At 63.3% G+C, this 25,767-nt stretch carries 25 protein-coding genes; 11 read left to right on the top strand and 14 right to left on the bottom strand.

Annotated features, from left to right (window positions below):
• Nucleotides 1–39 precede the first annotated feature (39 nt).
• The 3 genes from GOX53_RS09210 to GOX53_RS09200 are packed head-to-tail and all read left to right on the top strand — an operon-like array spanning nucleotide 40 to nucleotide 2,503.
• Nucleotides 40–660: an HAD family phosphatase gene (locus GOX53_RS09210; protein ID WP_171175564.1), complete on the top strand. Its 621-nt coding sequence runs from the start codon at nucleotides 40–42 to the stop codon at nucleotides 658–660.
• Nucleotides 657–1,571 carry an ornithine cyclodeaminase family protein gene (locus GOX53_RS09205; RefSeq protein ID WP_171175563.1) on the top strand — a complete coding sequence of 305 codons (915 nt, stop codon included), beginning with the start codon at nucleotides 657–659 and terminating at the stop codon, nucleotides 1,569–1,571. Before GOX53_RS09210 ends, GOX53_RS09205 begins: the two co-directional genes overlap by 4 nt.
• Nucleotides 1,553–2,503 carry an alpha/beta fold hydrolase gene (locus GOX53_RS09200; RefSeq protein WP_171175562.1) on the top strand — a complete coding sequence of 317 codons (951 nt, stop codon included), beginning with the start codon at nucleotides 1,553–1,555 and terminating at the stop codon, nucleotides 2,501–2,503. The genes GOX53_RS09205 and GOX53_RS09200 overlap by 19 nt, the downstream gene beginning before the upstream one ends.
• Here GOX53_RS09200 and GOX53_RS09195 read toward each other — a convergent pair whose 3' ends face one another.
• Entirely contained in the window at nucleotides 2,504–3,745 is a 1,242-nt protein-coding gene (locus GOX53_RS09195; RefSeq protein ID WP_171175560.1) for an MFS transporter, read from the bottom strand.
• Between the two features lie 147 nt (nucleotides 3,746–3,892).
• Here GOX53_RS09195 and zapE point away from each other — a divergent pair, with 147 nt between their 5' ends.
• The gene (gene zapE / locus GOX53_RS09190) at nucleotides 3,893–4,951 is read left to right on the top strand and encodes a cell division protein ZapE (RefSeq protein ID WP_171175558.1); all 1,059 of its coding nucleotides are present in this window, start codon (nucleotides 3,893–3,895) and stop codon (nucleotides 4,949–4,951) included.
• Nucleotides 4,952–5,099: 148 nt separating this feature from the next.
• On the opposite strand, the gene GOX53_RS09185 is transcribed toward zapE, so the two are convergent.
• The 4 genes from GOX53_RS09185 to GOX53_RS09170 are packed head-to-tail and all read right to left on the bottom strand — an operon-like array spanning nucleotide 5,100 to nucleotide 11,362.
• Nucleotides 5,100–6,374, bottom strand: a complete 1,275-nt coding sequence (locus GOX53_RS09185) for a folylpolyglutamate synthase/dihydrofolate synthase family protein (protein ID WP_171175557.1) — start codon at nucleotides 6,372–6,374, stop codon at nucleotides 5,100–5,102.
• On the bottom strand, nucleotides 6,371–7,306 hold the full coding sequence (gene accD, locus GOX53_RS09180) for an acetyl-CoA carboxylase, carboxyltransferase subunit beta (RefSeq protein ID WP_171175555.1): 936 nt from the start codon (nucleotides 7,304–7,306) through the stop codon (nucleotides 6,371–6,373). Before accD ends, GOX53_RS09185 begins: the two co-directional genes overlap by 4 nt.
• A 59-nt stretch (nucleotides 7,307–7,365) precedes the next feature.
• Nucleotides 7,366–8,265: a CPBP family intramembrane glutamic endopeptidase gene (locus GOX53_RS09175; RefSeq protein WP_171175552.1), complete on the bottom strand. Its 900-nt coding sequence runs from the start codon at nucleotides 8,263–8,265 to the stop codon at nucleotides 7,366–7,368.
• Complete coding sequence (locus tag GOX53_RS09170) at nucleotides 8,255–11,362, bottom strand: ABC transporter transmembrane domain-containing protein (RefSeq protein ID WP_171175551.1); 3,108 nt, start codon at nucleotides 11,360–11,362, stop codon at nucleotides 8,255–8,257. The genes GOX53_RS09175 and GOX53_RS09170 overlap by 11 nt, the downstream gene beginning before the upstream one ends.
• Nucleotides 11,363–11,635: 273 nt before the next feature.
• Here GOX53_RS09170 and GOX53_RS09165 point away from each other — a divergent pair, with 273 nt between their 5' ends.
• Nucleotides 11,636–12,397, top strand: coding sequence for a DUF6478 family protein (locus GOX53_RS09165; protein WP_171175549.1), 762 nt, complete (start codon nucleotides 11,636–11,638; stop codon nucleotides 12,395–12,397).
• 13 nt (nucleotides 12,398–12,410) lie between these two features.
• Complete coding sequence (locus GOX53_RS09160; RefSeq protein ID WP_171175547.1) at nucleotides 12,411–12,782, top strand: metallophosphoesterase; 372 nt, start codon at nucleotides 12,411–12,413, stop codon at nucleotides 12,780–12,782.
• 95 nt (nucleotides 12,783–12,877) lie between these two features.
• On the opposite strand, the gene GOX53_RS09155 is transcribed toward GOX53_RS09160, so the two are convergent.
• The 9 genes from GOX53_RS09155 to GOX53_RS09115 form a co-directional block, all read right to left on the bottom strand.
• A complete protein-coding gene (locus tag GOX53_RS09155) occupies nucleotides 12,878–13,342 on the bottom strand; it encodes a PTS sugar transporter subunit IIA (protein WP_171175545.1) in 465 nt (154 codons plus the stop codon).
• A 61-nt stretch (nucleotides 13,343–13,403) separates the two neighbouring features.
• Nucleotides 13,404–13,967, bottom strand: a complete 564-nt coding sequence (hpf, locus tag GOX53_RS09150) for a ribosome hibernation-promoting factor, HPF/YfiA family (RefSeq protein WP_171175543.1) — start codon at nucleotides 13,965–13,967, stop codon at nucleotides 13,404–13,406.
• A gap of 252 nt (nucleotides 13,968–14,219) precedes the next feature.
• On the bottom strand, nucleotides 14,220–14,978 hold the full coding sequence (gene lptB / locus GOX53_RS09145; protein WP_171175541.1) for an LPS export ABC transporter ATP-binding protein: 759 nt from the start codon (nucleotides 14,976–14,978) through the stop codon (nucleotides 14,220–14,222).
• A complete protein-coding gene (locus GOX53_RS09140) occupies nucleotides 14,978–15,469 on the bottom strand; it encodes an LptA/OstA family protein (protein WP_171175539.1) in 492 nt (163 codons plus the stop codon). The genes lptB and GOX53_RS09140 overlap by 1 nt, the downstream gene beginning before the upstream one ends.
• A gap of 3 nt (nucleotides 15,470–15,472) precedes the next feature.
• Entirely contained in the window at nucleotides 15,473–16,072 is a 600-nt protein-coding gene (locus tag GOX53_RS09135; RefSeq protein ID WP_171175537.1) for a hypothetical protein, read from the bottom strand.
• Nucleotides 16,073–16,084: 12 nt separating this feature from the next.
• Nucleotides 16,085–17,053, bottom strand: coding sequence for an SIS domain-containing protein (locus tag GOX53_RS09130; protein WP_171175535.1), 969 nt, complete (start codon nucleotides 17,051–17,053; stop codon nucleotides 16,085–16,087).
• Complete coding sequence (locus GOX53_RS09125; RefSeq protein ID WP_171175533.1) at nucleotides 17,050–17,664, bottom strand: ribonuclease D; 615 nt, start codon at nucleotides 17,662–17,664, stop codon at nucleotides 17,050–17,052. The genes GOX53_RS09130 and GOX53_RS09125 overlap by 4 nt, the downstream gene beginning before the upstream one ends.
• Nucleotides 17,665–17,734: 70 nt before the next feature.
• A complete protein-coding gene (locus GOX53_RS09120) occupies nucleotides 17,735–18,637 on the bottom strand; it encodes a hypothetical protein (protein WP_171175531.1) in 903 nt (300 codons plus the stop codon).
• Between the two features lie 63 nt (nucleotides 18,638–18,700).
• Entirely contained in the window at nucleotides 18,701–20,953 is a 2,253-nt protein-coding gene (locus GOX53_RS09115; protein ID WP_254446511.1) for a glycosyltransferase family 2 protein, read from the bottom strand.
• Between the two features lie 254 nt (nucleotides 20,954–21,207).
• Between GOX53_RS09115 and glf the strand changes: the two genes are divergently transcribed.
• The 5 genes from glf (at nucleotide 21,208) to GOX53_RS09090 (ending at nucleotide 25,765) form a co-directional block, all read left to right on the top strand.
• Nucleotides 21,208–22,365 (top strand): UDP-galactopyranose mutase, encoded by a 1,158-nt coding sequence (gene glf / locus GOX53_RS09110; protein WP_171175529.1) that lies wholly within the window; start codon nucleotides 21,208–21,210, stop codon nucleotides 22,363–22,365.
• A 116-nt stretch (nucleotides 22,366–22,481) separates the two neighbouring features.
• Complete coding sequence (locus GOX53_RS09105; protein WP_171175527.1) at nucleotides 22,482–22,733, top strand: metal-sensing transcriptional repressor; 252 nt, start codon at nucleotides 22,482–22,484, stop codon at nucleotides 22,731–22,733.
• 3 nt (nucleotides 22,734–22,736) lie between these two features.
• On the top strand, nucleotides 22,737–24,056 hold the full coding sequence (locus GOX53_RS09100; protein WP_171175524.1) for an MFS transporter: 1,320 nt from the start codon (nucleotides 22,737–22,739) through the stop codon (nucleotides 24,054–24,056).
• Nucleotides 24,057–24,115: 59 nt separating this feature from the next.
• On the top strand, nucleotides 24,116–24,544 hold the full coding sequence (locus tag GOX53_RS09095) for an Lrp/AsnC family transcriptional regulator (RefSeq protein ID WP_171175522.1): 429 nt from the start codon (nucleotides 24,116–24,118) through the stop codon (nucleotides 24,542–24,544).
• 114 nt (nucleotides 24,545–24,658) lie between these two features.
• On the top strand, nucleotides 24,659–25,765 hold the full coding sequence (locus GOX53_RS09090) for a saccharopine dehydrogenase family protein (RefSeq protein WP_171175520.1): 1,107 nt from the start codon (nucleotides 24,659–24,661) through the stop codon (nucleotides 25,763–25,765).
• Nucleotides 25,766–25,767 lie beyond the last annotated feature (2 nt).

Raw genomic sequence — 25,767 nt, 5'->3', positions numbered from 1 at the left:
GCGGGAACGCCGCGGCCTGTTCAATTGGGAAGGCACTTCATGCCCGTCAACGCCGTCATTTTCGACATCGGCAATGTGCTTATCGAATGGCAACCCGAACGCTATTATGACCGCGTGATCGGCGCGGACCGCCGCAGGGCGATGTTTACCGAGGTCGATCTGCATGGGATGAACGATCTGGTGGATCAGGGGCATCACTTCACCGACACCATCTATGGCTGGGCCGAGAAATACCCCGAATGGCGCGACGAGATCCGCATGTGGCACGACAACTGGATCGAGCTGGCGGCACCGGATATCCCGCACTCGGTCCGTCTGCTGCGGGCGCTGCGCAGCAAGGGCTTGCCGGTCTTTGCGCTGACCAATTTCGGGGTGCAGAATTTCGATTATGCCACCACCGTCTACGCCTTCCTGAACGAGTTCGACCGGCATTATGTTTCGGGTCGGTTGAAGGCCGTGAAACCCCATGCGCCGATCTATGAGATGGTCGAGGCCGATTGCAGGCTGGCGCCCGAGACGCTGCTGTTCACCGATGACCGGATGGAGAATATCGACGCGGCCACCGCGCGCGGCTGGCAGGCGCATCACTTCGAAGGTCCTCAGGGCTGGGCCGCGCGGCTGGTATCCGAAGGCCTGTTGACCGAAAGCGAGGCGGCATGAGCGTTCTTCACATCCCCTTTGCCGAAGGTGAGGCGAACCTGGACTGGCTGGAACTGACCCGCGCGCTGGCCGACGGACACACTCTGCCCAAGGCCGAGATCGGGGATACGTTCCTCTATCGCGATCCGGACACCCTGCTGTCGCGGGCGGCGTGGATCGACGGGCTGGGCATGGCGGTCAAGACCGCGACAGTGTTTCCGGGCAATCCGAACCAGGGGCAGCCGATGATCAACGGGGCGGTGTGCCTCTATGGCGATGGCGACGGGACGCTGTCGGCGCTGATCGACTTTCACCTCGTGACCAAGTGGAAGACGGCCGGAGACAGCCTGCTGGGCGCGCTGCGGCTGGCCGATCCCGGCAGCCGCGAGGTGCTGATCGTCGGCGCGGGCACTGTGGGCCGGTCGCTGTGCGAGGCGTTCGGGGCCGGTTTTCCGCAGGCGCGCATCCGCATCTGGAACCGCACGCTGTCAAAGGCCGAGGCGTTGGCGGAGACGCTGGAGGGCGTGGGTGTTGCCGAGGATCTGGCAGAGGCGGTGACCCGCGCCGATATCGTGGTCTCGGCCACCATGTCGACCGAGCCGGTGATCAACGGCGAGTGGCTGCGCCCCGGTCAGCATCTGAACCTGATCGGTGCCTACCGCCCCGACATGCGCGAGGCCGATGATACGGCGCTGAGGCGGTCGCGCATCTTTGTCGACAGTTTCGACACCACCATCGGCCATATCGGCGAGATACAGATCCCACTAGACGACGGCACCATCACACGCGGCGATCTGATCGCCGATTTCTACGATCTTGAGGCTTTTGTGCGGCGCGCGGATGAGATCACACTCTTCAAGAATGGTGGTGGTGCCCATCTGGACCTTATGACCAGTCGCTATATTCTGGACAAATGGCAAGCGGTATCCTGATCCTTATCCTCGTTCTTCTCGTTGTCGTCATCGGGGCGGCTGCCCTACCCTATTGGGCAGAGGCTCGGCGCAGGCCCATGGACGAGTGGGAGCGACGAGACGCGCCCGGTACATGTGTGCAGCTGTCGCAGGGTGTCACCCATTACCAGTGGCATGGGGCGGTGCGCGGACCGGTGGCAGTCTGTGTCCACGGGCTGAGCACGCCGTCCTTTGTCTGGAACGGGCTGGCGCGGGCGCTAGGGGCGATGGGATACCGGGTGCTGACTTATGACCTTTATGGGCGCGGCTATTCGGACCGACCCGAAGGGTCGCAAAACGACGACTTCTTCATCAAGCAACTCGAAGACCTGCTCGACGATCAGGAGATCGAAGAGGATTTCACCCTGTTCGGCTATTCCATGGGCGGGGCGATTGCCACGGTGTTTGCCGCCAAGCACCCCAACCGGGTCCGGCATCTGGTGCTGCTGGCCTCGTCCGGCATGGTGATGACAACCGACCGGGCCACCCAGTTCATCCGGCAGAAGCAGGGGCTGGGTGACTGGCTGATGCTGGCGCTGTTTCCCGGGCGCCATCGCCGGGGTACCGAGGCCGAGCGTGCCCTTCTCAGTTCGGTTCCGGACATCGTGGACCTGCAACAGCGCGAACTGCACTATCGCGGGTTTGTTCCTGCGGTGCTTTCCAGCCTGCGCGGCATCCTCTCGCGCGAGTTGCAGGACGAGCACCGCACCATCCACCGCGCCGGTGTGCCGGTGCTGGCGATCTGGGCGCGCGAGGACGACGTTATCCCGCTGTCCGCCATGGGGCGCCTGACCGAATGGAGCCGCGACGCCTGGCAGGAGGTGATCGAGGATGCCGGGCATGGGATGACCTATACCCATACCGATCAGATCGCGGCGATCCTGGGCGAGCGGCTGCGCGACGGGTTGAACTGATCAGGCCGGTTGCGCTGCTGGCCCACGGTTTTCCCGGATCGGCAGGTGCACGATGGCGCTGAAGGCGCCGACGCCCACGCCGACCCACCAGACCATGGTGTAATCGCCGTAGAGGTCATACATGCGACCGCCCAGCCAGACGCCCAGGAACCCTCCGATCTGGTGGCTGAGAAACACGATGCCATAGAGCGTGCCCATGTAGCGCAACCCGTAGAGATGCGCGACCAGCCCCGAGGTCAGCGGTACCGTGGCCAGCCACAGCGAGCCCATCACTACCGAGAAGATGATGACCGACATCGGCGTGATCGGCAGCAGGATGAAGGCAGCCGCCACGATGGTACGAGCGGTGTAGATGCCTGCCAGCAGGTATTTCTTGGGGAAATGCTTGCCCGCCCAGCCCGCCGCCAGCGTACCGCCGATATTGGCCAGCCCCACCAGCGAGATCGCCACCGCGCCCAGCGCCGAGGTGGTGGTGATGCCCATCGAATGCAGCACGCCACCCGGCTGGATCGGCCCGCACATCTCGGTCACGAAGGCGGGGAAGTGAGCGGTGATGAAGGCCAGTTGGTAGCCGCAACTGAAAAAGCCCAGGAAAATCAGCGTGTAGGACGGGTCGCGAAAGGCCTTTTTCAGGATCTGGCCCATGCTTTCCTCAAGCTCCTGCTTGCTGGCGGGTTCCGGTGCACGCATGAAGGGCAGCGTCAGGATCAGGGCAAGGATCATGGCTGCAAAGACCAGAAACACCTGTTGCCATGGCAGAAAGCTCAACAACCATTCAGCGGCTGGCGCGCCGATCACCTGTCCGGCGCTGCCTGCCGCCGTCACGATGGCCAGCGACATCGAACGGTTCTCGTCCGACGACGCCCGTCCGACCACGGCCAGCACCACGCCAAAGCCGGTCCCGGCGATGCCGAACCCCACGAGCCAGGCGTAGATCTGGTGCCCCAGCGGCGTGACCGACCACGCCGACAGCACCATGCCGGCGGCATAGGTCAGCGCGCCGAGGATAATGGCTCGGCGGTCGCCGATCTTTTCGGCGATGGCACCGAAGATCGGCTGGCCGATACCCCAGGCGAGGTTCTGGATCGCGATGGCCAGCGAGAAATCGGTTCTGAGCCAGCCGAACTCCTGAGCGATCGGAATCTGGAACACTCCGAAGGACGCGCGCACGGCAAAGCTCGCGGTGATGATGATGCATCCGACGATCAAAACGGGGGTCATCAGGCGGGCCGAGCGGTCCATGCAAATCTCCGGTTGCGTGTCCGTCGGACCCTAAGCTGAATCCCGTTTACGTCAATTCAGGAGTTTTGCGCCCACACTTAACCAAAATTGATGCGGGCTGCCCCGGCACCGCTTTTCAAGCCGAATCCGCCGCGCTATGGCTGCGATATGTTGGACGTTTCCGCATTCTACGCCACCCGGGTGGCCGATGGCATCCTGCAGGCCGATCCCGCGCAGGAGGCGGTGCTGCCCGAATTCGAGCGCATCCGCGCCGCCATATCCGCTCCGGTCAAGCGCGGGCTGTTCCGCAAGGCGCCGCCGCCGCCCAAGGGCCTGTATCTGTGGGGCGGAGTCGGGCGCGGCAAGTCGATGCTGATGGACATGTTCGTGGAAACGCTGGGTGACGTGCCGGTGCGGCGGGTGCATTTCCACGCCTTCATGCAGGAGATTCACGCCAAGATGCACGAGGCGCGGCAGCGCGGGGTCGAGGACACTCTGGCCCCGGTTGCGGCCGAGGTGGTGAAATCGGTCAAGGTTCTGGCCTTTGACGAGATGCAGATCACCGACATCACCGATGCGATGATCGTGGGACGGCTGTTCGAGTTCTTGTTCGACGCGGGCGTGGTGGTGGTGACCACCTCGAACCGGGTGCCGGATGATCTCTACAAGGACGGGCTGAACCGGCAGCTGTTTCTGCCCTTCATCAAGCTGATCAAGGAGCAGTTGGTGGTGTGGGAGATGGTCTCGCCCACCGACTACCGGCAAAACCGGCTGGAGGGTGCGCAGGTTTATTTCACGCCGATCGGGCCCGAGGCGCGCGAGAGCATCCGCGGGGTCTGGCGCGATCTTTCGGGCGGGCCGGCCGAGCCGCTGACCCTGCATGTAAAAGGGCGCGAGGTGGTATTGCCCGCCTTCCGCAACGGGGTGGCGCGCGCCTCGTTCTATGATCTCTGCGGGCGGATGCTGGGACCGGGGGATTATCTGGCGATCGCCGAAGAGGTGAAGGTGCTGGTGCTGGAAGACATCCCGCGCCTGTCGCGCAACAATTTCAACGAGGCCAGGCGGTTTGTGACCCTGATCGACGCTTTGTACGAGGCGAAGGTGCGACTGATCTGTTCGGCGGCGGCGGAGCCGGAGATGCTGTATGTCGAGGGCGAAGGGACGTTTGAATTCGAACGCACCGCGTCGCGTCTGCGGGAGATGCAGGCGAAGGACTGGGGAAAATAGGGGGCGCTGCCCCCGTCACGACAAGCCGTGACTCCTCCGGGATATTTTTGAACAGAAGAAGCTGCGGGATCGCCGCGCAGCGGCGCCCGGCCCAACCGCCCCGGAGCGCAAGGTCCTTGGGTGGGCGGGAGCAGCCCCTGTCCCGGTGTCAGCCGTTTTCGCGCAGTATGTTTCCAGCGAGGTAAAGCGAGCCACAGATCAGGATACGGGCCTGCGGGTCCTGGGCGGTTATTCGGTCGACGGCAGAGGCGACGTTGAGCGCGATGATTGACGGCAGGTTGACCGACTCGGCGGCCGATGCGGTGTCCTTGGCGCTGAGCGTGTTGGGCTCGCCGGGGATGGAGACCGCCGTGAGGCTGTCGGCGTGTTCGGCCAGCGGCGCGAGGTAGCCGGTCACGTCCTTGGTGTTGAGCATGCCGCAGATCATGTGGGTGGGCCGTTTGGGGAGCTTGTCCAGCACATCCGCCAGCGCCTGTCCGGCGGCGGCGTTGTGGCCGCCATCGAGCCACAGCTCGGCCTGCGGCGCGGCCTCGACAAGCGGCCCGGTTTTCAGGCGTTGCATGCGGGCGGGCCAGTGGGCCTCGGTCACCGCGCCCTCGTAGGCACTATCGCCAAGACCGAGATGGCGCAGCACCGCCAGCGCGGCGCCGGCGTTCTGGACCTGGTGCGCGCCCATTAGGTTAGGCAGCGGCAGGTCGCGCAGGCCGGTTTCGTCCTGATAGATCAGGCGGCCATTTTCCTCATGCACCTGCCAGTGCTGGCCATGCGCCAGCAGCGGGGCGCCGAGGCGGGCGGCGGTGGCCTCGATGACCTCCATCGCCTCATCCGGCTGCGGGCCGACGATGCAGGGCACGCCGCGCTTGATGATCCCGGCCTTTTCGGTGGCAATCTTGGTCAGCGTGTCGCCGAGGAACTGCTCATGGTCGATGGAGATCGGGGTGATCACGGTGACGGCCGGTTTGTCGATGACGTTGGTGGCGTCGAGCCGCCCGCCGAGGCCCACTTCGAGCAGCGTGTAGTCGGCCTGTGTGCGGGCAAAGGCCAGCAGGGCGGCGCAGGTGGTGATCTCGAAATAGGTGATGTTTTCACGCGCATTGGCGGTGTAGCACTCGTCCAGAACCGCCGTCAGATCGGGTTCCGAGATCAACTCTCCCGCGACTCGGATGCGTTCGTGGAAGCGTGCCAGATGGGGGGATGTATAGGCATGTGCGGTCAGCCTCACACCTTCGAGACCGGCGCGGATCATCGCCTGGGTCGAACCCTTGCCGTTGGTTCCGGCGAGGTGGATCACCGGCGGCAGCTTGTCCTGCGGGTTGTCCAGTGCGGCCAGCAGACGCCAGACGCGATCCAAGGTCAGGTCGATGATTTTGGGATGCAGCGCCATCATCCGGTCGAGGATGACGTCGGATGTTGGCGGGGTCATTTTTCGGCCTTGGCCTCGGCGGGGGCCTCTTCGGCGGCCGGGGCTTCATCTGCGGGCGCGGGCAGATCGCCCATGATCGCGGGCGGCAGGCCCATCAGCATCCGGGTGATGGTGATCAGCTCGTCCCGCATCTCGGTACGTTTGGTCACGCGGTCGAGCATGCCGTGATCCAGCAGGTATTCGGCGCGCTGGAACCCTTCGGGCAGTTTCTCGCGGATGGTCTGTTCGATGACGCGGGGACCGGCGAAGCAGATGAGCGCGTTGGGTTCCGAAATATGCACGTCGCCCAGCATCGCGTAGGACGCGGTCACGCCGCCCGTGGTCGGGTGGGTCAGCACGACGATATAGGGCAGATCAGCCTCTTTCAGCATCTGCACCGCGACGGTGGTGCGGGGCATCTGCATGAGGCTCAGGATCCCCTCCTGCATCCGGGCACCACCGGCGGCGGAGAACAGGATCAGCGGGCGCTTGAGCTTCACCGCCTCTTCCGCGGCGGCGATGATGGCGTTGCCCACATACATGCCCATGGACCCGCCCATGAACGAGAAATCCTGCGCTGCCGCCACGATGGGGGTTCGGCCGATCTCACCCGAGGCGACCAGCATCGCCTCTTTCTCGCCGGTCTTTTTCTGCGCCGCTTTCATGCGGTCGGGATATTTCTTCTGATCGCGGAACTGCAGCGGGTCGTCCTTGGGCGCGGGCACCGCAACCTCGGTGAAGATGCCGCCGTCGAACAAGTGACCGAACCGGTCGCGCGGGGTGATCGCCATGTGGTGGTCGCACTGGGTGCAGACATTCTGGTTTTCCGCCAGTTCGCGGTGGAACAGCATGGTTCCGCATTCGTCGCATTTGTGCCAGAGGTTTTCCGGCATCTCCCTGCGCGAGAAGATCGAGTTGATCCGGGGGCGGACGTAATTGGTGATCCAGTTCATGACGGAACCTTGGTTGTGCTGCGTTCTGGTCAAATAAGACGCTGCGTCAGGAAATGCAATCAGCGCCGCAAGGCAAGACGTGCCACCAGCCAGGCAATCAGCATCAGCACGAAATCCACCCCAAGCCAGACGCGCAGGTTGGTTGTGTCCGACATCTCGTAAGGAATGAGGAACAGCGCCAGCCCGTCCAGGCTGCCCGGCAGGGCAACGAACAGCAGCGCCACGATATTGTTGAAGAGGTGCAGCGCGATGGCCGGGCCCAGGGTTCCGGCGCGCGCGGTCAGGTCGGCCATCAGCAGGCCGAACACACCTGACCACAATGCAATCAGCAGCGCGTTGTCCCCGGCCTCGGACGGCACATAGTGGCCCATGGCAAACAGGATCGAGGGCAGGCCCATCCAGATCACCGGCGAGCGGAACCGGGCGGCGAGGCTTTGCTGCAGGTAGCCGCGGAACAGAATCTCTTCGGCGCTGGTCTGGATCAGCACGGCAAGCAGCGAAAACGGCAATACGGCCAGCCAGACGGTGACGGGCAGGTTCGGCTGCATCGGCGCGCCCATGTCATAGGGCGGCAACACCAGAAGCACCGCCCCCAGCAGCAGGAGCCCGCGCAGGACATGCCAGAACTGGGTCAGCGCCAGATGGTACGGCCCGACAATCGTCTGCAGCGAGCGCCGCTGCAGCTGCCGCGCGGCCAGCGTCACCCCGAGGGTGACAAAGGCGAAACTGGCCAGCAGGATCAGCATGGCCACAGGCGTCGCTCCGGCCAGGAAATTGCGCAGCCACAGCTCGGACCCCAGGCTGCCGGCCACGGCAAGCACGCCGGCGTTGAGCGCAAAGACCACGACGGCGATCAGTCCGAGCCCGGCCAGAAGGCGCCAGATTTCGGGCCGGAGCCGGGCCGGGGCGACCAGCCGTTCGTGCGCAGCGTAAACGCCCTTGGTCGTGTCAGCGTCCATGCATCTGTTCCACCTGCATCGGCTCGTCCTCGGGGTCGGCCAAATCGGCCAGGTTGATGCCTGCCGACTGCAACCGCCCGGCCAGACCGCCCAGATAGCCTGCAACGGTCTCAAGCAGCTGCACTGCCACCGTCGGGTCGCTTTCCACCACCGCGCGGAACTCTTCATCGCCGATCCGCAGGAAACTGCTGTCCTCTTCGGCGATCAGATCGAGCTGCCGGGGTTCGCGGGTGATGATCGACAGATCCCCGATCAGGCGTCCGGGTTCGACGGTTGAGATCGGGCGGGGCACGCCGTTTTCGTCCGGCCAGACCAGTGCGGCGCGCCCCTTGAGGCACAGATAGGCCGCGTCCGGCGCCTGTCCCTTGGAAAAGATCACCTGCCCCGCCGCCACGTCGTACCATTGCGCCGAAAAGGCCAGCAGCCGCTGGTTGCGGGCGTCGAGTTTCGAGAACAGCTCGGTCGCGGCGATGATCTTGAGCTTGCGGCTGAGATCGGCGGCCGCGCCCTCGCCCAGTTCCAGTTGTGAGCGCGACACACCGTCGATGCGGCCATCCTTGATCTCGATGAACAGGTCATAGGCCTCGGGGTGGGCGAAGTGATCCTCCATGAATATCATGATCGACTCGGGCAGCAATTCGCGCAGTTTCTGCCGGGTGCGCAGGCGGCTTTCCGAGTCGTGGCTGGCCAGCGCCTTGTCCAGCACCAGAATGTCGGGCCGCTTGATACCGGCGCGGGAAAAGGCGGCGCGTTCCTGGAACACGGTGGGCAGGTTGGTGCCGCCCAGCCCGGAAGGCAGGTCGTAGATGATCGAGGCGATGCGGCGGCGCAGCCCGGCCTCGTTCAACACCTCGGCCACCACATCCTCGATCTCGTCCGCCCGCGCGCCCGCCATGATCGACACCCGCCCGAACAGGGCGTTTTCGGTCACCGTCAGGCGCGGCACGTATTGTCCGGGATCGACCGCCACGAACAGCCCGCCCATCGAGGCGCGCAGCCTGTCCGCCTGACCGCGCCGGATGGCCAGGATCTTGTCCTTGTATTCTTCGGGGAAGCTGGGCCCGATCTGCTCGGCGGTCAGCAGGAACGGCACCGTCAGCAGCAGCGCGCGGTCCTCGTCGCTGAGCGCGGCATTGCCCTTGGCCGAACGGCGCTCGACGATGTCGAGCAGGCGGCCAAACATCTCTTCGGACATGCCGAGGCGCAGGAACAGCGGGTGGTCAGTGCCGTCGCGGCCAAAGGTCTGTTTCAGCGTCTCGATCACGCCCAGCGCGATGCCCTGCGCCTCATCCGCCAGCCCCTGAGCCTGCAGCATCCCGATAAAGCGCGGATCGCCCGCCAGAAGCTCGGGCGCGATGTCGCGGGTGGGCGCGGCGTAGAGCAGGTTGCCGCCAAGCGGCACCGCCGGGTTGAACCGGTCGGGTTCGAACCGGTGTACGAATTCGTCCAGACCCCGCGCCCGGATGCGCTCGGCCACCGTATCGCGCAGTCGGACGATCTCGCTGGCCAGACGCGGGTGCAGCAGCGGGTCGAACCGCGACCGCAGGGTGCGGCGGAACATGAACTCGTCAATGCCCATCGCCTCGACCAGCTGGAACCACCAGTCGCGGATCTGGTCGCCGTCGCTCAGACCGGCAAGTCCGGGATCGATCCAGTCGGCATCGAGCACATCCGCGCTGTTGCCTGCCCGCACCGCATCGATCTGTTTTCGGCTGGGACGCGGCAGGCCGTCGCCCTCCTTTCGGGGACCGGTGCGCAGCGGCATCAGCAGGTTGTCACCCAACGTGCCGTCGAACAGGTAGGGCCGGGAATGGGCATAGCCGACCCGCGCCGCGATCACCGCCTGATGCAGTTCGTTCAGCTTGTGATCCGCGATGATCACCTCACCGCGCACCGGCAGAACCTCGCGCGTCAGAAGCTGCGCGATTGCCGTGCGTTCCGAGGCGCGGCTGGACTGGATCGCAACCCGCGCGCCGGGCGGGATGGTCAGGTCGATATCCTCGAGAATCGTGTTGCCGTCCTGATCGCGCACGGTCACGTCGCGCAGCTCAACCGTGCCGTTCAGATGCGGGATGTGGTCGGGCTGACCCAGAAACAGCTCTTCCGGGATCATGTCGCGGGGCGCGAAGCGCTCGGTCACGATATCCCAGCGCAGCGACATGTCCTGCACCTGGTTGTAGTAGAACAGCAGCTCCTTCCACGGGCTGGAGAGGTCCTTGTACGCCCCCAACGCGGCGACCAGCGCGCCCACCGTGATCTCACCCTTGATCGCCAGATAACCGCCCACCGAGTAGAACAGGAACGGCGTCATCTGGGTGATCAGATTGTTGAGGAACTTCATGAAGAATTTCTTGTTGTAGATCCGGAACCGGATCTCGAACAGCCGCCCCAGCCGGTCGGTGAACTGCGCCAGCCGGTAGCGCCAGCCGCCATTGGCGCGCAGGTCGCTGATGCCCGCGGCGCTTTCGCCGATCTCGGAACTGAGCCTACGCACCTCCTGAATCCGTTCCTTGTTCAGCAGGTTGATCTGGCGCTGCAACATCGGAATCAGCCAGGCCTGAAGGGGAATAAGCGCGATCGAGGCCAGCCCGAACCACACGCTCTGCATGAACAGGAAGGTCACGATGGTCAGCATCTGCCCGGCCTGGAACACCGGCTGGGCGATGGCGTCGCCCATCAGCCCGCCCATCGGCTCGGCCTCGGAGGTGATCATCGACACCAGCTCACCCTGGCTGGTGGTGGCGAAATAGGTCTTGGGAAAACGCATCATCCGGCTGATGAGCTTGAAGCGCAAACGCCGTAGCATCCGCTCGGACAACACACCCTTCATCGTGTTGATCCGCATCTTCATGAGGCCGCTGACCAGCACCGTGGCCAGGAACGCAAAGCACAGCGCCATCAGGTACTGCACCTGTGTCAGCGAAACACCGAGTAACGTGACATTGTCGGTGGTGGCGCCGATGGCATCGTTGATGATCCGCTTGGGCAGTTCCAGCGAGGCGTAGAGGAACGGGAAGGACAACACCGTCAGGAACAGCAACACGAATTGCTGCCGCTTGGAGTATTTCCATATGAAGGAAAACAAGCTGGATTCCATGCCCGGTCCTTATCTTGGCTTGAGCGCTCCGCGGCACGGCGCGGAAAACCCACTGCTACCGGGACCCAGACGGTAAGCACTGGTCCGTGCGATTACAAGAACACCCCGGGCCATCCGGTTGGATTGAATTTGGCCAACGATCGCGGAGCCGGATCGCGGGCATCGCCTGACAAGGTCACAAAAATATTCTACAAATCTTCGTTACGTGCTTTAACTCGATAACGTCCCTTCGATAAAGAAAGGCCAACCCGGCCCCTGCGCGACGGACAGGTCATGAACACGTTATTGGACAGATGGTTTCACAAACGGACTCTGCAGCGCTGGCGCAGCGTTGCGGGCAGTCTGGAAGTGTCCGATCCGGCCGATTTGCGGGTATATCGCGACCGCGCGCGGGCCTTGCTGACTTATATCGACCGGACGATCCATTTCGCGGACGGCCAGCTTGCCCTGCCGCGCATCGGCTCGTCCAGTTTTCCGAAACCGCATGGCACCGACTGGTCGTGGCGCCCCTCGCTGTGGCGGGGGCCGCTGGCGGCCCGCGGACTGGCGTCGCCGGACAGAAAGGTCAGGCTGGATGAGGACGTGGTGCTGTTTCACGACTGCGACACGTCCGAGATAACCCTGCGCCAATTGCGGAACACGCGGGTGGCCGATCTGGCGCCCTTTGGCCTCAAGCTGGACGTGTTCAAGTTCAACGGATCGTTTCTGTCGCTGGCCATCACTCTGCCACCCGAGGCGCGCCAGGGGATCACCCGGTCGCATCTGTTCCGGCTGGATACGATTGTCGAAAAGGAACAGCCGGTGGGCATGATCGCCCGTCTCAACGTTCAGCATGGCCCGAACACCGAGCAGATCGTGCGTCAACTGCCGCACGACGCCACCGAAGCCAGCGCCGAGTTCGATCTGGCCTACACCAAGATGAACGACAAGCGGATCGAGAAAATCTGGCTGGACCTGATCCTGGAGCAGCCTGCGATGAACCAGGTCGTCCTGCGTGACCTGACACTCTGCCGCCACCATCGTGCCGATTTGTGAGAGCCCGCCAGACATGAGCCCCCTGACACTGACCAAGACGCGGCTGAACAACGGCATCTGGGAAGGCCGCCTTTCGGGTGATTTGCCCGTGGGCCAAAACCCCGAGATCCGTGTCGACTATCGCGACCGGCCGGTTGAGGGGGTCGATCTGACCGAGAGTCCAGAGGGATGGAACCTGCGCATTCCGGTGCCGCCCCGTGCGATGGCCGATGGCGTGCACAGCTTTCTGATCTATGACGGCGCGACCGATACCAAGCTGGGCGATTTCGTGGTGATCGCGGGGGATATTGCCCACCACAGCCTGCGCGCCGAAGTCGAGCTGCTGCGTGCCGAACTGGACATGCTGAAACGGGCGTTTCGGCGGCACTGCATGGAAACCCAGTGAGATACGTGGGTCACCTGCAAAGGCAATAGTGCTGCTGTCCTTTGGCAGCAGGACCGCGCCTATTAGCTGATTTGTCCGTCGGGACCGGCCCGTTTTTAGGCGGCCTGGACCGAATGGCTTTCGGTCAGGATCGCATAGAGCTTGGTGGGGTCCGGGTTGGCGCGCAGCTTGGTGCAGACGGCGGAATCGCGCAGGGTGCGCGATACCAGCGCCAGTGCCTTGAGGTGTTCAACCCCGGCGTCTTCCGGTGCAAAAAGCGAAAAGGCCAGATCGACCGGCTGGCGGTCGACCGCGCCGAAATCGAGCGGTTTTTCCAGCAGGACGAAGACACCGGCCACCGCATCCAGACCCGGCAGGCGGGCATGGGGCAGCGCAACGCCGTGACCGACCCCGGTGGGGCCGAGGCTTTCCCTCTCAAGCAGCGCCTCGACGGTGGCCTGGGCATCGAGGCCCAGCGCACTTGCGGCGACATCGCCGATTTCTTGAAACAGCCGCTTCTTGCTCGAAGCCGCAGACATAGTGCGAACAGCTTCGGATTTGAGGATGCTCGAAAGCTCCATTTATCAACGCTCCATGATGGTGCCCCCGCGTGGCGGAGGCACATCCCGCTTTGCTTGCCTGTTACGGATCGATCCAGCCGATATTGCCGTCATCGCGACGGTACACGACATTCAACCCGTCCTTGTTTTCGTTCCGGAACACCAGCACCGGGGCCCCAGCCAGTTCCATCTGCATGACGGCCTCCCCGACGCTGAGAGACGGGATCTTGGTTTCCATCTCGGCCACAATGATCGGTTGCAGCGACTCCGGCTCTGCAACCGCACCCGATTCTTCAGAAGCGAGGATATAGGATGAGGCTCCGAAGAGTTCAACCGGCTCGGCCCGATCGCGGTGGTGGTCCTTAAGGCGGCGTTTGTAGCGCCGCATCTGTGTCTCCATCTTGTCGCAGCATGCCTCGAACGCCGCATAGATTTCGTTTGCATATGCCTTGGCCTGCGCGGTCAATCCGGTGGACATGTGGACCGTGGCCTCGCACACATATTCATGCGCCGAACGGGAAAAGACGACATTGGCGTCGGTTGGCCTTTGGGCATATTTGCCCACAACCTCGCCCAGCTCGGTCTGCACGTGTGTCTGCAGCGCTTCGCCGATGTCGATCTGTTTTCCGCTGATTTGGTAACGCATGTGATCTCCTTCACAATTCGCACCCGTTTTGACGCCACGGAACGCGGCGTGCCTGTTGTTATCGGGTGGTGGGTAGAAGCACAGTCCCCGGTAGCCTGCCATCCGTCCCTTCCGAGAAGGGGCATCGAGATCCAGCATGGAGCCGAGGAAATGCCATACGCCAATTGAGGCAAGAGACGCGGGCAGAGTCAATCAAAACAGGTGTGATTCCATAAGAAATCCGCCGTGCAGCAGGCGGGTGTCTGCCAATGGTCAGGAAATCCGGAAGTTTTCGCCCAGATAGACGCGGCGGACATTTTCGTTCTCGACCACCTCTTCGGGGGTTCCCGACATCAGAACCTGCCCGTCATGCAGGATATAGGCGCGGTCCACGATCTCGAGCGTCTCGCGCACGTTGTGGTCGGTGATCAGGACGCCGATGCCGCGTTTCTTGAGGTCGGCCACCAGATGTCGGATATCGCCGACGCTGATCGGATCGACCCCGGCGAAGGGTTCGTCCAGCAGCAGGTATTTCGGATCGGCAGCTAGGCAGCGCGCAATCTCGACCCGACGCCGCTCCCCGCCCGACAGTGCCAGCGCGGGCGCGCGGCGCAGATGTTCGATGGAGAAATCCGACAGCAGTTCCTCAAGCCTTTCCTTGCGCTTGTGGCCGTGCTTGACGGTGATATCGAGCACGGCGGCGATGTTGTCCTCGACGCTCATGCCGCGAAAGATCGACATTTCCTGCGGCAGATAGCCGATACCCATCCGGGCGCGGCGGTACATCGGCAACGTCGTGGCGTTCTGCCCGTCGATGGTGACGGTGCCCGCCTCGGGGAAGACCAGCCCGGCCACCGAGTAGAACGTGGTCGTCTTGCCCGAGCCGTTCGGCCCCAGCAGCGCCACAACCTCGGACCGGCCCAGCGACATGGACACGTCCCGAATCACCGTCTTCTTGCGGTAGGACTTGCGCAGCTTCTCGATCTTGAGGCCCGAGGAGCCTTCGGCGACTGTCAGTTTCGGACGGTTCATCAATTGCCGTCCGTTTTTAGAATTGTCTTCACACGGCCAACCATCTGGGCCGTGCCGGTGATCAGATTGACCGTCATCTTGTTCGAACTCAGCGCGTTTTCGCCCTGCGTCAGCAGCACATCGCCGGTCATCACGATGACCCCGGATTCGATGGTGTAGTCGGCGCGCTGCGCCTGCGCCGCGTCAGGCCCGTTCACCAGCACGACGTCGCCGGTGGCTTCCATCCGGTCGATGCCCGAGTTTTCTTCGTTGTAGATGACCAGCACCCGCTGCGCCGACAGCCGCATTTCGCCTTGCCCCACGAGGACATTGCCCTTGAACTCGGCCGAGCCGTCCTCTTGGTTGACATCAAGGGAATCCGCCGTGACCTCGACCGGCAATGTCGGGTCCGCCTTGATCGATCCGAAGGCGACGTTGGTTTCCTGCGCAAGGGCCACAACCGGGCCCAACGCCAAAGCAATACCGAAACTCAAAGCACGAAAATGGATCACAGGTTATCTTTCTGACTTCTGAGGGTCATATAGCAGCTTCACGCCGTCTGTAAAAATAATATGCAGCGGGCCGCCCTTTTTTTCCTCGCCGAAGACCATGGTTCCAGCGGTAAAATCCCCGATCGGGCCGGTGCCGGTGACCTGGCCCGGAGTGTCGCCGCGGATCTCGTTGAGAGAGGTGTTGAGCGTGTCCGTGGTGACCCGGATGCCGTCGGCGGTGGTCATGATCACATTTCCGGAAAACGTGGCCATACCGCGGTCCACGGCCACCGATCCAAGGTCGGAATCCAGCGTCAGTTCGCGCCCGTTGACCAGCCGGAAGCGGGCGCGCAGATCCGTGGCCTCACCCGGAACCCGGTCGCCGCCGGGGCGGACCAGATCGGCTGAGACCAGGATCTCTTCGCCCTTTTCGGTGACACCGGAAAAGAACGGGCGCGTCACCTGCTGTCCGCTGAGCCGTTTTTCGATGTCGTTTTCGGCAAAGGGCACCGGAGTGTTGGTGTCGATGCTGCGCGACAGCAGGAACATGGTGGACAGCAGCACGATGGCGGCCAGCGGCAGCAGCACCTTGAAGAACTGCACCATGCGCGAATAGCCGTCCACCGGAGCGCCCCCTTATCCCAGCCCGACGCGCAGGCAGTCGTGGATGTGCAGCAGGCCTTCGGCCCGCGCAGGGCCGTCGGGGTCCACCACGAAGAGCGAGGTGATCTTGCGCTCGTTCATGATCGCGACCGCCTCTTCGGCGAGCGCGCCGGGGGCGATGGTCGTGGGGTTTTCGGTCATCACCTGGGCGGCAGTGTTGTTCAGCAGCCCGTCCATGTGGCGACGCAGGTCGCCGTCGGTGATGATGCCGGTCAGCGCGCCGTCCGCATCGGTGACACCGGCGACGCCGAAGCCTTTCTGGCTGATCTCGATCAGGACCTCGCCCATCGGTGTATCGGACCCGATCAGCGGCAGGGCCGTGCCCGTGTGCATCAGGTCGCGCACCTTGCTGAGCCGCGCTCCCAGCTTGCCGCCGGGGTGGAAATCGCGAAAATTCTCGGGCCGGAAGTCGCGGTATTTCATTAACGCAATCGCCAGCGCGTCGCCCATCGCCAGTGTCAGCGTGGTCGAGATCGAGGGCACCATGCCGAACCCGCAGGCCTCACCCATCGACGGGATCAGCAGATGCACGTCGGCCTGTTTCATCAGCGTGCTTTCAGGCTTGCTGGACAGACCGATGAGCGGAATGCCGAAGCGGCGGGTAAAGGCCAGCAGGTTGGCCAGTTCCGGCGCCTCGCCCGAGTTCGAGATGGCAAGCACCACGTCGCCCTTGGACAGCATCCCCAGATCGCCATGGCTGGCCTCGGCCGGGTGCACGAAATAGGCCGGCGTGCCGGTGCTGGCCAATGTGGCGGCGATCTTGTGCCCGATATGGCCCGATTTGCCGATGCCGCTGACGATGATGCGGCCCGTGGCGTTCAGGATTGTGCGCACGGCTTCGGCAAACCGCTCATCCAGCCCATCGGCCAGCACCTCAAGCGCCTTGGCCTCGTCGGTGATGACTTGGCGGGCCGTTTTCAGAAAGGACTCGTTTTCGGTCATGAGTGGGCAAAGATATCCGTTTCGGGCCATCCGGCGAGGTCGAGCCGGGCGCGCATGGGCAGGAAGTCGAAACAGGCCTGCGCCATGTCGCTCCGGCCTTCGCGGGCAAGGCGCTTGTCCAACTCCTCGCGCAGGCGGTGAAGGTAAAGAACGTCCGAGGCCGCATAGTCGAGCTGCGCGTCCGTAAGGGTCTCGGCACCCCAGTCGCTCATCTGCTGCTGCTTCGAGATATCGACGCCGATCAGTTCCTGACACAGGTTCTTGAGCCCGTGCCGGTCGGTATAGGTGCGCACCAGACGGCTGGCGATCTTGGTGCAGTAGACCGGCGCGGCCAGCGCGCCGAAGGTGTGGTACATGGCGGCGATGTCGAAGCGGCCAAAGTGAAACAGCTTCAGCACATCGGGGTTTTCCAGCATGGCACACAGGTTCGGGGCATGCGCCTGACCCTTTTCCACCTGCACGATGTGGCTGTTGCCATCACCGCCCGACATCTGGATCACGCAGAGCCGGTCGCGATGCGGGTTCAGCCCCATGGTTTCGCAGTCGATGGCCACGATCGGGCCAAGATCCAGCCCGTCAGGCAGGTCGTTTTTGTAGAGATGGTTAGCCACGCAAATGTCCTTTGTGCCGTACCGGCCCCGAGATAGGAGGTTTGGTGGGCAAACTCAACTGCGCGCGGATTCAGGCGGCGATGTGATCAACACCTTCGAGTGCGGCGAGCGCTTCCACGTCGGCGGCGTAGCGCGCCTCCATCTCTTCGTGCTTCTGATCGTCCCAGCCTGGGATCACCAGTTCTTCCTCCAGCTTTTCGGGGGCCGCGAACTTGTCCAGGAACAGCGAGATGACCCGTGCCCGCATCTCGTCCGAGAAATCGGGGCGGTCCTGCAGATAGGAGTCGAGCCGGGCCATCGCCTCGGGGTCCAGAACGCTTTCTAGCGGGGTCAGCTTTCCGGGGACATCCGCGTCAGGCGGGAGGGCAGCGGCGGCGCGCAGCACGCGTTCCCAGACAAACGGAAGTTCCTCGGCGCACCAGGTGGTGATCGGCACATCGGGCAGCTCGGTGCGCAGTTCGTTGACCAGACCGCACCAGCTGAGGGCAAACGGATCGGGATCGTCGGGCAGTTTTGAGCCGCGGGTCAGCGCATCCGAGAGCAGCCGGTCTGGGCTGCGCAGGCTGAGGAGGAACCGAAGCTGTGCGTCGGGGAACAGCGCGCGGATCTGCGCGGCCCGCCGCCCCAGACCGGGAAACCAGGTGTGACCGTCCCACATGCGCAATCCCGGCTCCATCAGGTCGATATCCGAGAGGACCAGATGCGTGCCCTCGTCCAGCGTTGGGAGCCGCTTGGCCACTTCCTCGGCGTTTGCCGTCTGAGGGGACTTTATGAACTCGGCAATTGCGGCGCGATAAGCCGCAGGTCTTGGCGTTTTGACATTATGCGATCCGTAGTCGTCGGCGTCGCGGCGCAGCGCCCAAGGCAGGTCCCGGCACCCGTCGAACGGATGGCCGATCTGATACGAAATGCTGCCCTGCCCGCCCAAGTTCTGGCCCTTGTCCCGTGTTTTGACGCGGGCTTTGCTGCACACGCCCTAGTCCTCATCCGGATATAGCCCCAGAGCCTGCGGCGCACAACGCCGCGGCCGCTGGGGCTAGTGCTCGGTTTCTCCGCGCTCGACGGTGAAAAAGAACTCCTCATCCGGGTTTTTCTTCAGCACCTCGTCCGGAACCGATTCTGGACCCTGCAAGAACACGTTTGCACCGAAATGCGCGTGCATATGAGACAGTTTCTCCATCCGTGCGCCCGTCAGTTCCGCATAAAACTGCGCCTGTTTTGGCATCGCCTGTAGTTCGGCGATCTTGTCCCGATGCGCCTGGATCGCCGCGCTATGTGCAGCCGCCAGTTCCGGGTTCTCCATAAGCCGGTCAAATTCGGCCCGCACCCGGGGCAGCATCCGCTGGATCGAGGTGTCGCTGTCGGCGTTGTTGTTCATCCGGAACCAGTAGGCCAGACCCTGATCGCGATCCACATGGTTCACCCGGCCCCGGTCGCGCTTGACCAGAAAGCTCTCGGCCGAGCGGACCGCATAGTGGTTGAGCTGCACAAGATCGTAGCCGTAGCTGTCGATGGTCGAGCGCCAAGCGTTGCGGAAGGTATGGCGTGGCATCGGTTTGCCCGACCCGTTCACCCAGCGGATTTCCTCCCACAATTGCGGCTTCAGGCCCTTGGGGCGGTGCACGCCCATCTTGCGGTAGATGCCGGTGTTCTTGAACAGCGTCTTGAACCCCCAGGCCTGATGCGGTTTGCGGGTGTATTCGGGCGCGCAGCGGGTGAATTGCCGGGTGATGAAGTCCGGATCGAAGGCGTGAATGCCGGCATTGCCGAACAGACGCCATGTCATCGAGATCATGTTGACGTCGCCCAGTTCGGCAAACAGCGCGTCGAGTGTCCCATCGCCGCATTTGATGTTGATGTATTCATCGACATCCATGCACATAATCCATTCCGCTTCGGAAATCACCGGCTCGGATTCAGCCGCGCCCAGCGCTGCGTGCTGCGGTTTCAGATCGGTCTGCCGGAACGGGTTTTCGCGATGCTGAACGACCCCCATCTGCTGCAACAGATCGAGGATCGTGTCGGTGCCATCCGTGCAGTCATTGGTGTAGACGAGGAAATCGTCGATGCCGATGGCCCGGTGATAGGCAATCCACTCCAGAATGAACGGGCCTTCGTTCTTCATGGTGGTGACGATTGCGCGCTTGCCATTGGTTTTGACCTGCAGCTTTTCGGGCGGCGGGCGAACCGGGTCTTTTTCGAAATGCTGCGACAGAGTTTGCAAGAGCGGCGGATGCTTGACCAAGCTGGATCTGGGCACGATCAGGGTGACCGGCTTGGCGGGATGGCGGAGTGCCATGCAGCGGTAGAACTCCTGAACCTGATCCGGCTCTGGCGCCGCGCCGCCGATACGGAGAAAGCGCCAGACACAATCGTCCGGCAGCTTGTGCGGAGCGACACACCAGCGGCGGCGGATCTGGGGCGTGTCAAACTGTACGCAGGCATGATCCGCGAATTCGGGCGCGTCGCCATTGCGCACGCGCCACGGATAGCAATGGCGTCCATGCAGGGAGATGTACCCTGTCTGGGCGTCAGCCGCCCGGTCGAAAATCCCCGGTCCCTCAGGCTCGGGCAGCAGATCATGCACGTCGATATTCGCCACGGCCCTTGCGGCACCCAGATATCGCGCGCGTGCCCATTCGTAATACAGCACATCGGCCAGCGGCGCGTGCCACGGGTCTGGCTCAGGTATCTCCATCCGGTCCTTGCCCGGCGCTTCGGGCACGCAATAGGGATGCGCTTCGGACGGCAGGGTTTTGTGGCCCAGAGGGTGATTCACATCGACCAGCAGAACAGCGCAATCAAGCCCGCTCTCGGTGATTGCTGCGCTCAGGTCCTCGGCAAATTGCGGATCGGAGCCCGGTCGGGCGCGCGACAGGATTACGGCGCCGTTCATCCCGTGTAAGCGGTGATTGCAGCGCAGCCAGTCCATTACCAGGGACGCCCGCTCTCCGTTGCGGATGGCAAGCGCCACGTTGCGCGCCTCCATCAGGTCCCTTTGCCGGGGAGAGGGCGAAACCGTCACCGGCACCTGGTCGAACAACATGGGGATCGGGCCGTCTGCCTCATACGACACCGTGATCCTTGGGGCGCCGCCGACAGAATGTGCCATGATGACTGACACGCCTTCACCCGGCGCGATCCGGTCCATGGGCGTGTCGTGGGTGAAGAACAGGTGGGTGATGCCCGGAGCATCTCCGGTCACCGCGTCCAGCAATGTCACGGGCCCCTGACGCACGGCGTGCAACGTGCACAGCGACATGTTGCCGGATGATGCCGCCTCAGCCATTCCTCTGCGCTTACCTCTGTCTCGTTTGCCCGTTTCGGCCTGTTCTGCCCTATTTAAGAAGGCTTGCTGGCGAAAGCCAACGGGAAACCGCGATCCGACCCGTGTGTTGCAGTTAGATCGAATGCGACTGGCAGAGACTTGCCGGGTTGCAAGCCAAGGTTGCACTCCCCATTCGCAACGGGCACAAGGCCCCGACCGATGGCTGCGGTCCCGGACCGGCCAAGGTGCGTTGAGCCAAGCGAGAGGTACTGAGCATGCCCAAGGGCAAGTTGTTGATGGTAGGAGCGGGTCTTTCCGGCGCGGTGATCGGGCGTGAACTGGCCGAGCAGGGATACGAGATCACGATTGTGGACAGCCGCGACCATATCGGCGGCAACTGCCACACCGAGCGCGATGCCGAAACCGGGGTCATGGTGCATGTCTACGGGCCGCATATCTTTCACACCGACGATGAAGAGGTCTGGACCTATGTGAACCGGTACACGACCTTTCAGCCCTACAAGAACCGGGTCAAGACCACCTCGCGCGGGCAGGTGTTCTCGCTGCCGGTCAACCTGCACACGATCAACCAGTTCTTCGGCAAGACCATGCGCCCGGACGAAGCGCATGCCTTTATCACCGAAGAACAGGCCGATACCTCGATCGAGGACCCTCAGACCTTCGAGGAACAGGCGATGCGGTTCGTGGGCCGCGATCTCTACGAGGCGTTCTTTAAGGGCTACACCATGAAGCAGTGGGGCTGTCACCCGTCCGAACTGCCCGCCTCGATCCTCAAGCGCCTGCCGGTGCGGTTCAACTACGATGACAACTATTTCTTTCACAAGTTCCAAGGCATGCCCGAGAACGGCTATACCGTGATGATCGAAGGTATCCTGGACCATCCGTCGATCACGGTGAAGCTGAGCACCAGTTTCGACCGCAGCATGGCCGACGGGTTCGATCATGTGTTCTATTCCGGGCCGCTGGACGGGTATTTCGACTATGAGCTGGGCCGCCTCAGCTATCGCACGCTGGATTTCGAACGCTTCACCTATGAGGGCGACTATCAGGGCTGTGCGGTGATGAACTATGGCGAGGAATCGGTGCCCTATACCCGCATCACCGAGCACAAGCATTTTTCGCCTTGGGAGAGTCACGAGGGCTCGGTCTGCTACCGCGAGTTTTCGCGTGCGGCGGAACCGGATGACATCCCCTACTACCCGATCCGTCAGATCGAGGAAAAGGCGCTGCTGGGGGAGTATGTCGAACTGGCCGAGCAGGCCAGCGGCGTGACATTCGTGGGTCGTCTGGGGACCTATCGCTATCTCGACATGGACGTGACCATTCGCGAGGCGCTGGACACCGCGCGTGGGTTCCTGGACCGGAGCGGCAGGGGCGAGGCGATACCGGCCTTTTTCAAGTCACCGCTGTAAAACGGGCATCGCATCCCAAAGAACCGCTGATCGGCGCGCCATCCGGCGCGCCTTTTTCCTCGGCGTATCCCATTTCCGCTTTGACTCTATCCTTATGGGGAGGATAGGGATAAGACATGACACAGCCACACGCATCCCACCCGCAGATCACCGCCCGACTGAAGCGGGCGCATGGACACCTGGCCAAGGTGATCACCATGCTCGACGCGCAAGCGCCCTGCACCGATATCGCGCAGCAGCTCTTTGCCGTGGAAAAGGCGATCACCAATGCCAAACGGGCGCTGATCCACGATCACATCGATCATTGCCTTTCCCCAGGCGCCGAGGCCGACACCGCGGATTTCAAAACCATCACCAAGTTTCTGTGAGCCGTGCTGAGTGTTCTGGGAAACCGGGTCTATCGCCACCTGTTCGCGGCCCAGATCGTTGCGCTGACCGGCACCGGGCTGGCCACCGTGGCGCTGGGCCTGCTGGCCTACGATCTGGCCGGAGACGCGGCAGGGCTGGTGCTGGGCACGGCGCTGACCATCAAGATGGTGGCCTATGTGGTCGTGGCGCCCATCGCGGCGGCCTTTGCCGAGCGGATCAACCGCCGCCGGATGCTGGTGGCGCTGGATCTGGTGCGCGCGGCGGTTGCCGTCTGCCTGCCGTTCGTGACCGAGATCTGGCAGGTCTATGTGCTGATCTTCGTGCTGCAATCGGCCTCGGCCGGGTTCACGCCGGCGTTTCAGGCGACCATCCCGGACGTGCTGACGAATGAGGAGGACTACACCCGGGCGCTATCCCTGTCGCGGCTGGCTATGGACATGGAAAGCCTGCTCAGCCCGATGCTGGCGGCTGCGCTGCTGATGCTGGTGAGTATTGACAGCCTGTTCTGGGGCACGGGGTTCGGCTTTGTCGCCTCGGCCCTGCTGGTGGTGTCGGTGATCCTGCCATCGCCGAAACCGGCGGCCCCGCGCGGGATCTATGACCGGACGACCCGGGGGATACGTATCTACCTGAAAACACCCCGCCTGCGCGGGCTGCTGGCGCTCAGCTGGGTGGCCGCAGGACTGAGTGCGATGGTCATCGTCAATACGGTGGTCATCGTGCGCGCCGATATGGGCCTGGGCGAAAGTGCGGTGGCGCTGGCGCTGGCCGGATTCGGCGGCGGCTCGATGATCGCCGCGCTGCTGCTGCCGCGTCTGCTGGCCCGGATTGAGGATCGGCGGGTCATGCTGGGCGGCGCGGTGATCGGGACCGGGGCGATGGCGGTGATGACGGTACTGACCGTGACGGCGCCCCTGACCCTGCCGGTTCTGGTGGCGGGCTGGGCCGCGATCGGGTTCGGCTATTCGGTCACGCTGACCCCCTCGGGCCGGTTGCTGACACGCTCGGCCCACCCCGAGGACCGCCCGGCCGTCTTTGCCGCGCAGTTCACGCTGTCGCATGCCTGCTGGCTGGTCTTCTATCCCCTGTCCGGCTGGCTGATGACCACAAGCGGTGCCACAGTGGTGATGGCCGCGGTCACCGTCGCGTCGGCGGCGGGCATTATCGCAGCATTGATGGTCTGGCCCAGAAACAGCGCCCGGTCGATGCAGCACAGCCATCACGATCTGCCGCTGGATCATCCGCATCTGGCGGGCGGCGCTCCGCACAGCCACGCCATCATCATCGACGAGTTGCACCCTCGTTACCCGCAACAGCCTTGAGCGCCGGGCGTGATCTGCCCTAAACCGGGACAACACACGACCCGCAATTCGGAGCCTTCATGGACCAGCTCGACCGCCGCATCATTGCCGCCCTGCAGCACAATGCGCGGGACTCGACCACCAGGATCGCGGCAAAGCTGGGCGTGGCCCGCACCACCGTGCATGAGCGTATCAGCCGGATGGAGGATCGCGGGGTGATCGCCGGATACTCGGTGGTCCTGCGCGAGCCACAGGATGAGGGCAAGGTGCAGGTGGTGGTGATGCTGGAGGTTCAGCAGAAAGAGACCGCGCGCATCATCAAACGGCTGGAGGCTTACCCGGAAGTTAAGCTGTGCCTGTCGATCAATGGCGAGTTCGACCTGCTCTTGTCGGCCGAGGCGCCACGGATCGAGGATCTGGATGTGCTGGTCGATGAACTGGCCGAGATCCCCGGCGTGCAGCGCACCAATACCAGCGTGGTGTTTGGGCGGAGGATCGACCGAAGCTGACGAATTGAAGGAATTGTCGTCATTTTGACGGCATGATGAGTCATTCCGTCACTCTGATCCCTACAGACCGAACAGCGGATACGTCACACTTTCTGACAAAGAAGGAGACGTGCCATGCAATGGAATATCTGTGTCGTCGGGGCCGGGAAGATCGGCCAGATGATCGCGACTTTGCTCAAGACCTCGCCCAATTATTCCGTCACCGTTGCCGATCACGATCTGGCGGCGCTGTCGGTGCTCAAGAAGATGGGCGTTGCCACCAGACAGATCGACGCCGGGGATGAGGCTGGGCTGGCCGAGGGGCTGAAAGGCTTCGATGCGGTGATCTCGGCTGCGCCATTTTTCCTGACCCCGGCGATTGCCAAGGCCGCCAGGGATGCGGGCGCGCATTATTTCGACCTGACCGAGGACGTGGCCGCCACCAACGCGGTGCGTGAGCTGGCGCAGGACAGCGATACGGCCTTCATGCCGCAATGCGGGCTGGCACCCGGTTTCGTGGGCATCGCAGGCGCCGCGCTGGCGGCGGAGTTCGATGCGCTGGACAGCCTGCACATGCAGGTGGGCGCCCTGCCGCTCTATCCGACCAACGCACTGAAATATAACTTGACCTGGTCCACCGACGGTCTGATCAACGAATACTGCAATCCGTGCGATGCCATCGTGAACGGCGAGCGGGTCAAGACCGCACCGCTGGAGGATTATGAAATCCTCGGCCATGACGGGGTGGAGTATGAGTGCTTTAACACCTCCGGCGGTCTCGGCACCCTGCCCGAGACGCTGGAGGGTAAGGCCCGCGCGGTGTCTTATCGGTCAATCCGTTACCCGGGCCACCGCGATATCCTGAAGCTGCTGCTGAGCGATCTGGGGCTGGAACGCCGCCGCGACCTGCTCAAGGAGATTTTCGAGGCCGCCCTGCCGCGCACCGATCAGGATGTGGTTCTGGTCTATTGCACCGCCAAGGGTACGATTGACGGGCAGTTGCGCGAGAAATCCCTCATCAACAAATCCTTCAGCCGCCTCATCGACGGACAGGTCTGGAGCGCCATCCAGATCGCCACCGCCGCCGGTGTGCTGGGTGTCGTCGACCTGATGCGGACCAGCGCGCTGCCCGCCCGCGGCTTTGTCCGGCAGGAGCAGGTGAAGCTCTCCGATTTCCTCGATACCGAATTTGGCCGCCTCTACCGGGCGGGGGACGTAACCGAACAGAACAAGGCAGCCTGAGA

The sequence above is a fragment of the Ruegeria sp. HKCCD8929 genome (genome assembly GCF_013031405.1).
Taxonomy (GTDB): Bacteria; Pseudomonadota; Alphaproteobacteria; order Rhodobacterales; family Rhodobacteraceae; genus Ruegeria.
The sequence above is the reverse complement of the archived record's forward strand: the minus strand, read 5'-3'. Positions and strand labels throughout refer to the sequence as shown.

Excerpts from the sequence above, each read along its gene's own strand:
- GOX53_RS09210 (WP_171175564.1), top strand. The coding sequence starts at position 40 with ATGCCCGTCAACGCCGTCATTTTCGACATCGGCAATGTGCTTATCGAA.
- GOX53_RS09205 (WP_171175563.1), top strand. The coding sequence starts at position 657 with ATGAGCGTTCTTCACATCCCCTTTGCCGAAGGTGAGGCGAACCTGGAC.
- GOX53_RS09200 (WP_171175562.1), top strand. The coding sequence starts at position 1,553 with ATGGCAAGCGGTATCCTGATCCTTATCCTCGTTCTTCTCGTTGTCGTC.
- GOX53_RS09195 (WP_171175560.1), bottom strand. The coding sequence starts at position 3,745 with ATGGACCGCTCGGCCCGCCTGATGACCCCCGTTTTGATCGTCGGATGC.
- zapE (WP_171175558.1), top strand. The coding sequence starts at position 3,893 with ATGTTGGACGTTTCCGCATTCTACGCCACCCGGGTGGCCGATGGCATC.
- GOX53_RS09185 (WP_171175557.1), bottom strand. The coding sequence starts at position 6,374 with ATGACCCCGCCAACATCCGACGTCATCCTCGACCGGATGATGGCGCTG.
- accD (WP_171175555.1), bottom strand. The coding sequence starts at position 7,306 with ATGAACTGGATCACCAATTACGTCCGCCCCCGGATCAACTCGATCTTC.
- GOX53_RS09175 (WP_171175552.1), bottom strand. The coding sequence starts at position 8,265 with ATGGACGCTGACACGACCAAGGGCGTTTACGCTGCGCACGAACGGCTG.
- GOX53_RS09170 (WP_171175551.1), bottom strand. The coding sequence starts at position 11,362 with ATGGAATCCAGCTTGTTTTCCTTCATATGGAAATACTCCAAGCGGCAG.
- GOX53_RS09165 (WP_171175549.1), top strand. The coding sequence starts at position 11,636 with ATGAACACGTTATTGGACAGATGGTTTCACAAACGGACTCTGCAGCGC.
- GOX53_RS09160 (WP_171175547.1), top strand. The coding sequence starts at position 12,411 with ATGAGCCCCCTGACACTGACCAAGACGCGGCTGAACAACGGCATCTGG.
- GOX53_RS09155 (WP_171175545.1), bottom strand. The coding sequence starts at position 13,342 with ATGGAGCTTTCGAGCATCCTCAAATCCGAAGCTGTTCGCACTATGTCT.
- hpf (WP_171175543.1), bottom strand. The coding sequence starts at position 13,967 with ATGCGTTACCAAATCAGCGGAAAACAGATCGACATCGGCGAAGCGCTG.
- lptB (WP_171175541.1), bottom strand. The coding sequence starts at position 14,978 with ATGAACCGTCCGAAACTGACAGTCGCCGAAGGCTCCTCGGGCCTCAAG.
- GOX53_RS09130 (WP_171175535.1), bottom strand. The coding sequence starts at position 17,053 with ATGACCGAAAACGAGTCCTTTCTGAAAACGGCCCGCCAAGTCATCACC.
- GOX53_RS09115 (WP_254446511.1), bottom strand. The coding sequence starts at position 20,953 with ATGGCTGAGGCGGCATCATCCGGCAACATGTCGCTGTGCACGTTGCAC.
- glf (WP_171175529.1), top strand. The coding sequence starts at position 21,208 with ATGCCCAAGGGCAAGTTGTTGATGGTAGGAGCGGGTCTTTCCGGCGCG.
- GOX53_RS09105 (WP_171175527.1), top strand. The coding sequence starts at position 22,482 with ATGACACAGCCACACGCATCCCACCCGCAGATCACCGCCCGACTGAAG.
- GOX53_RS09095 (WP_171175522.1), top strand. The coding sequence starts at position 24,116 with ATGGACCAGCTCGACCGCCGCATCATTGCCGCCCTGCAGCACAATGCG.
- GOX53_RS09090 (WP_171175520.1), top strand. The coding sequence starts at position 24,659 with ATGCAATGGAATATCTGTGTCGTCGGGGCCGGGAAGATCGGCCAGATG.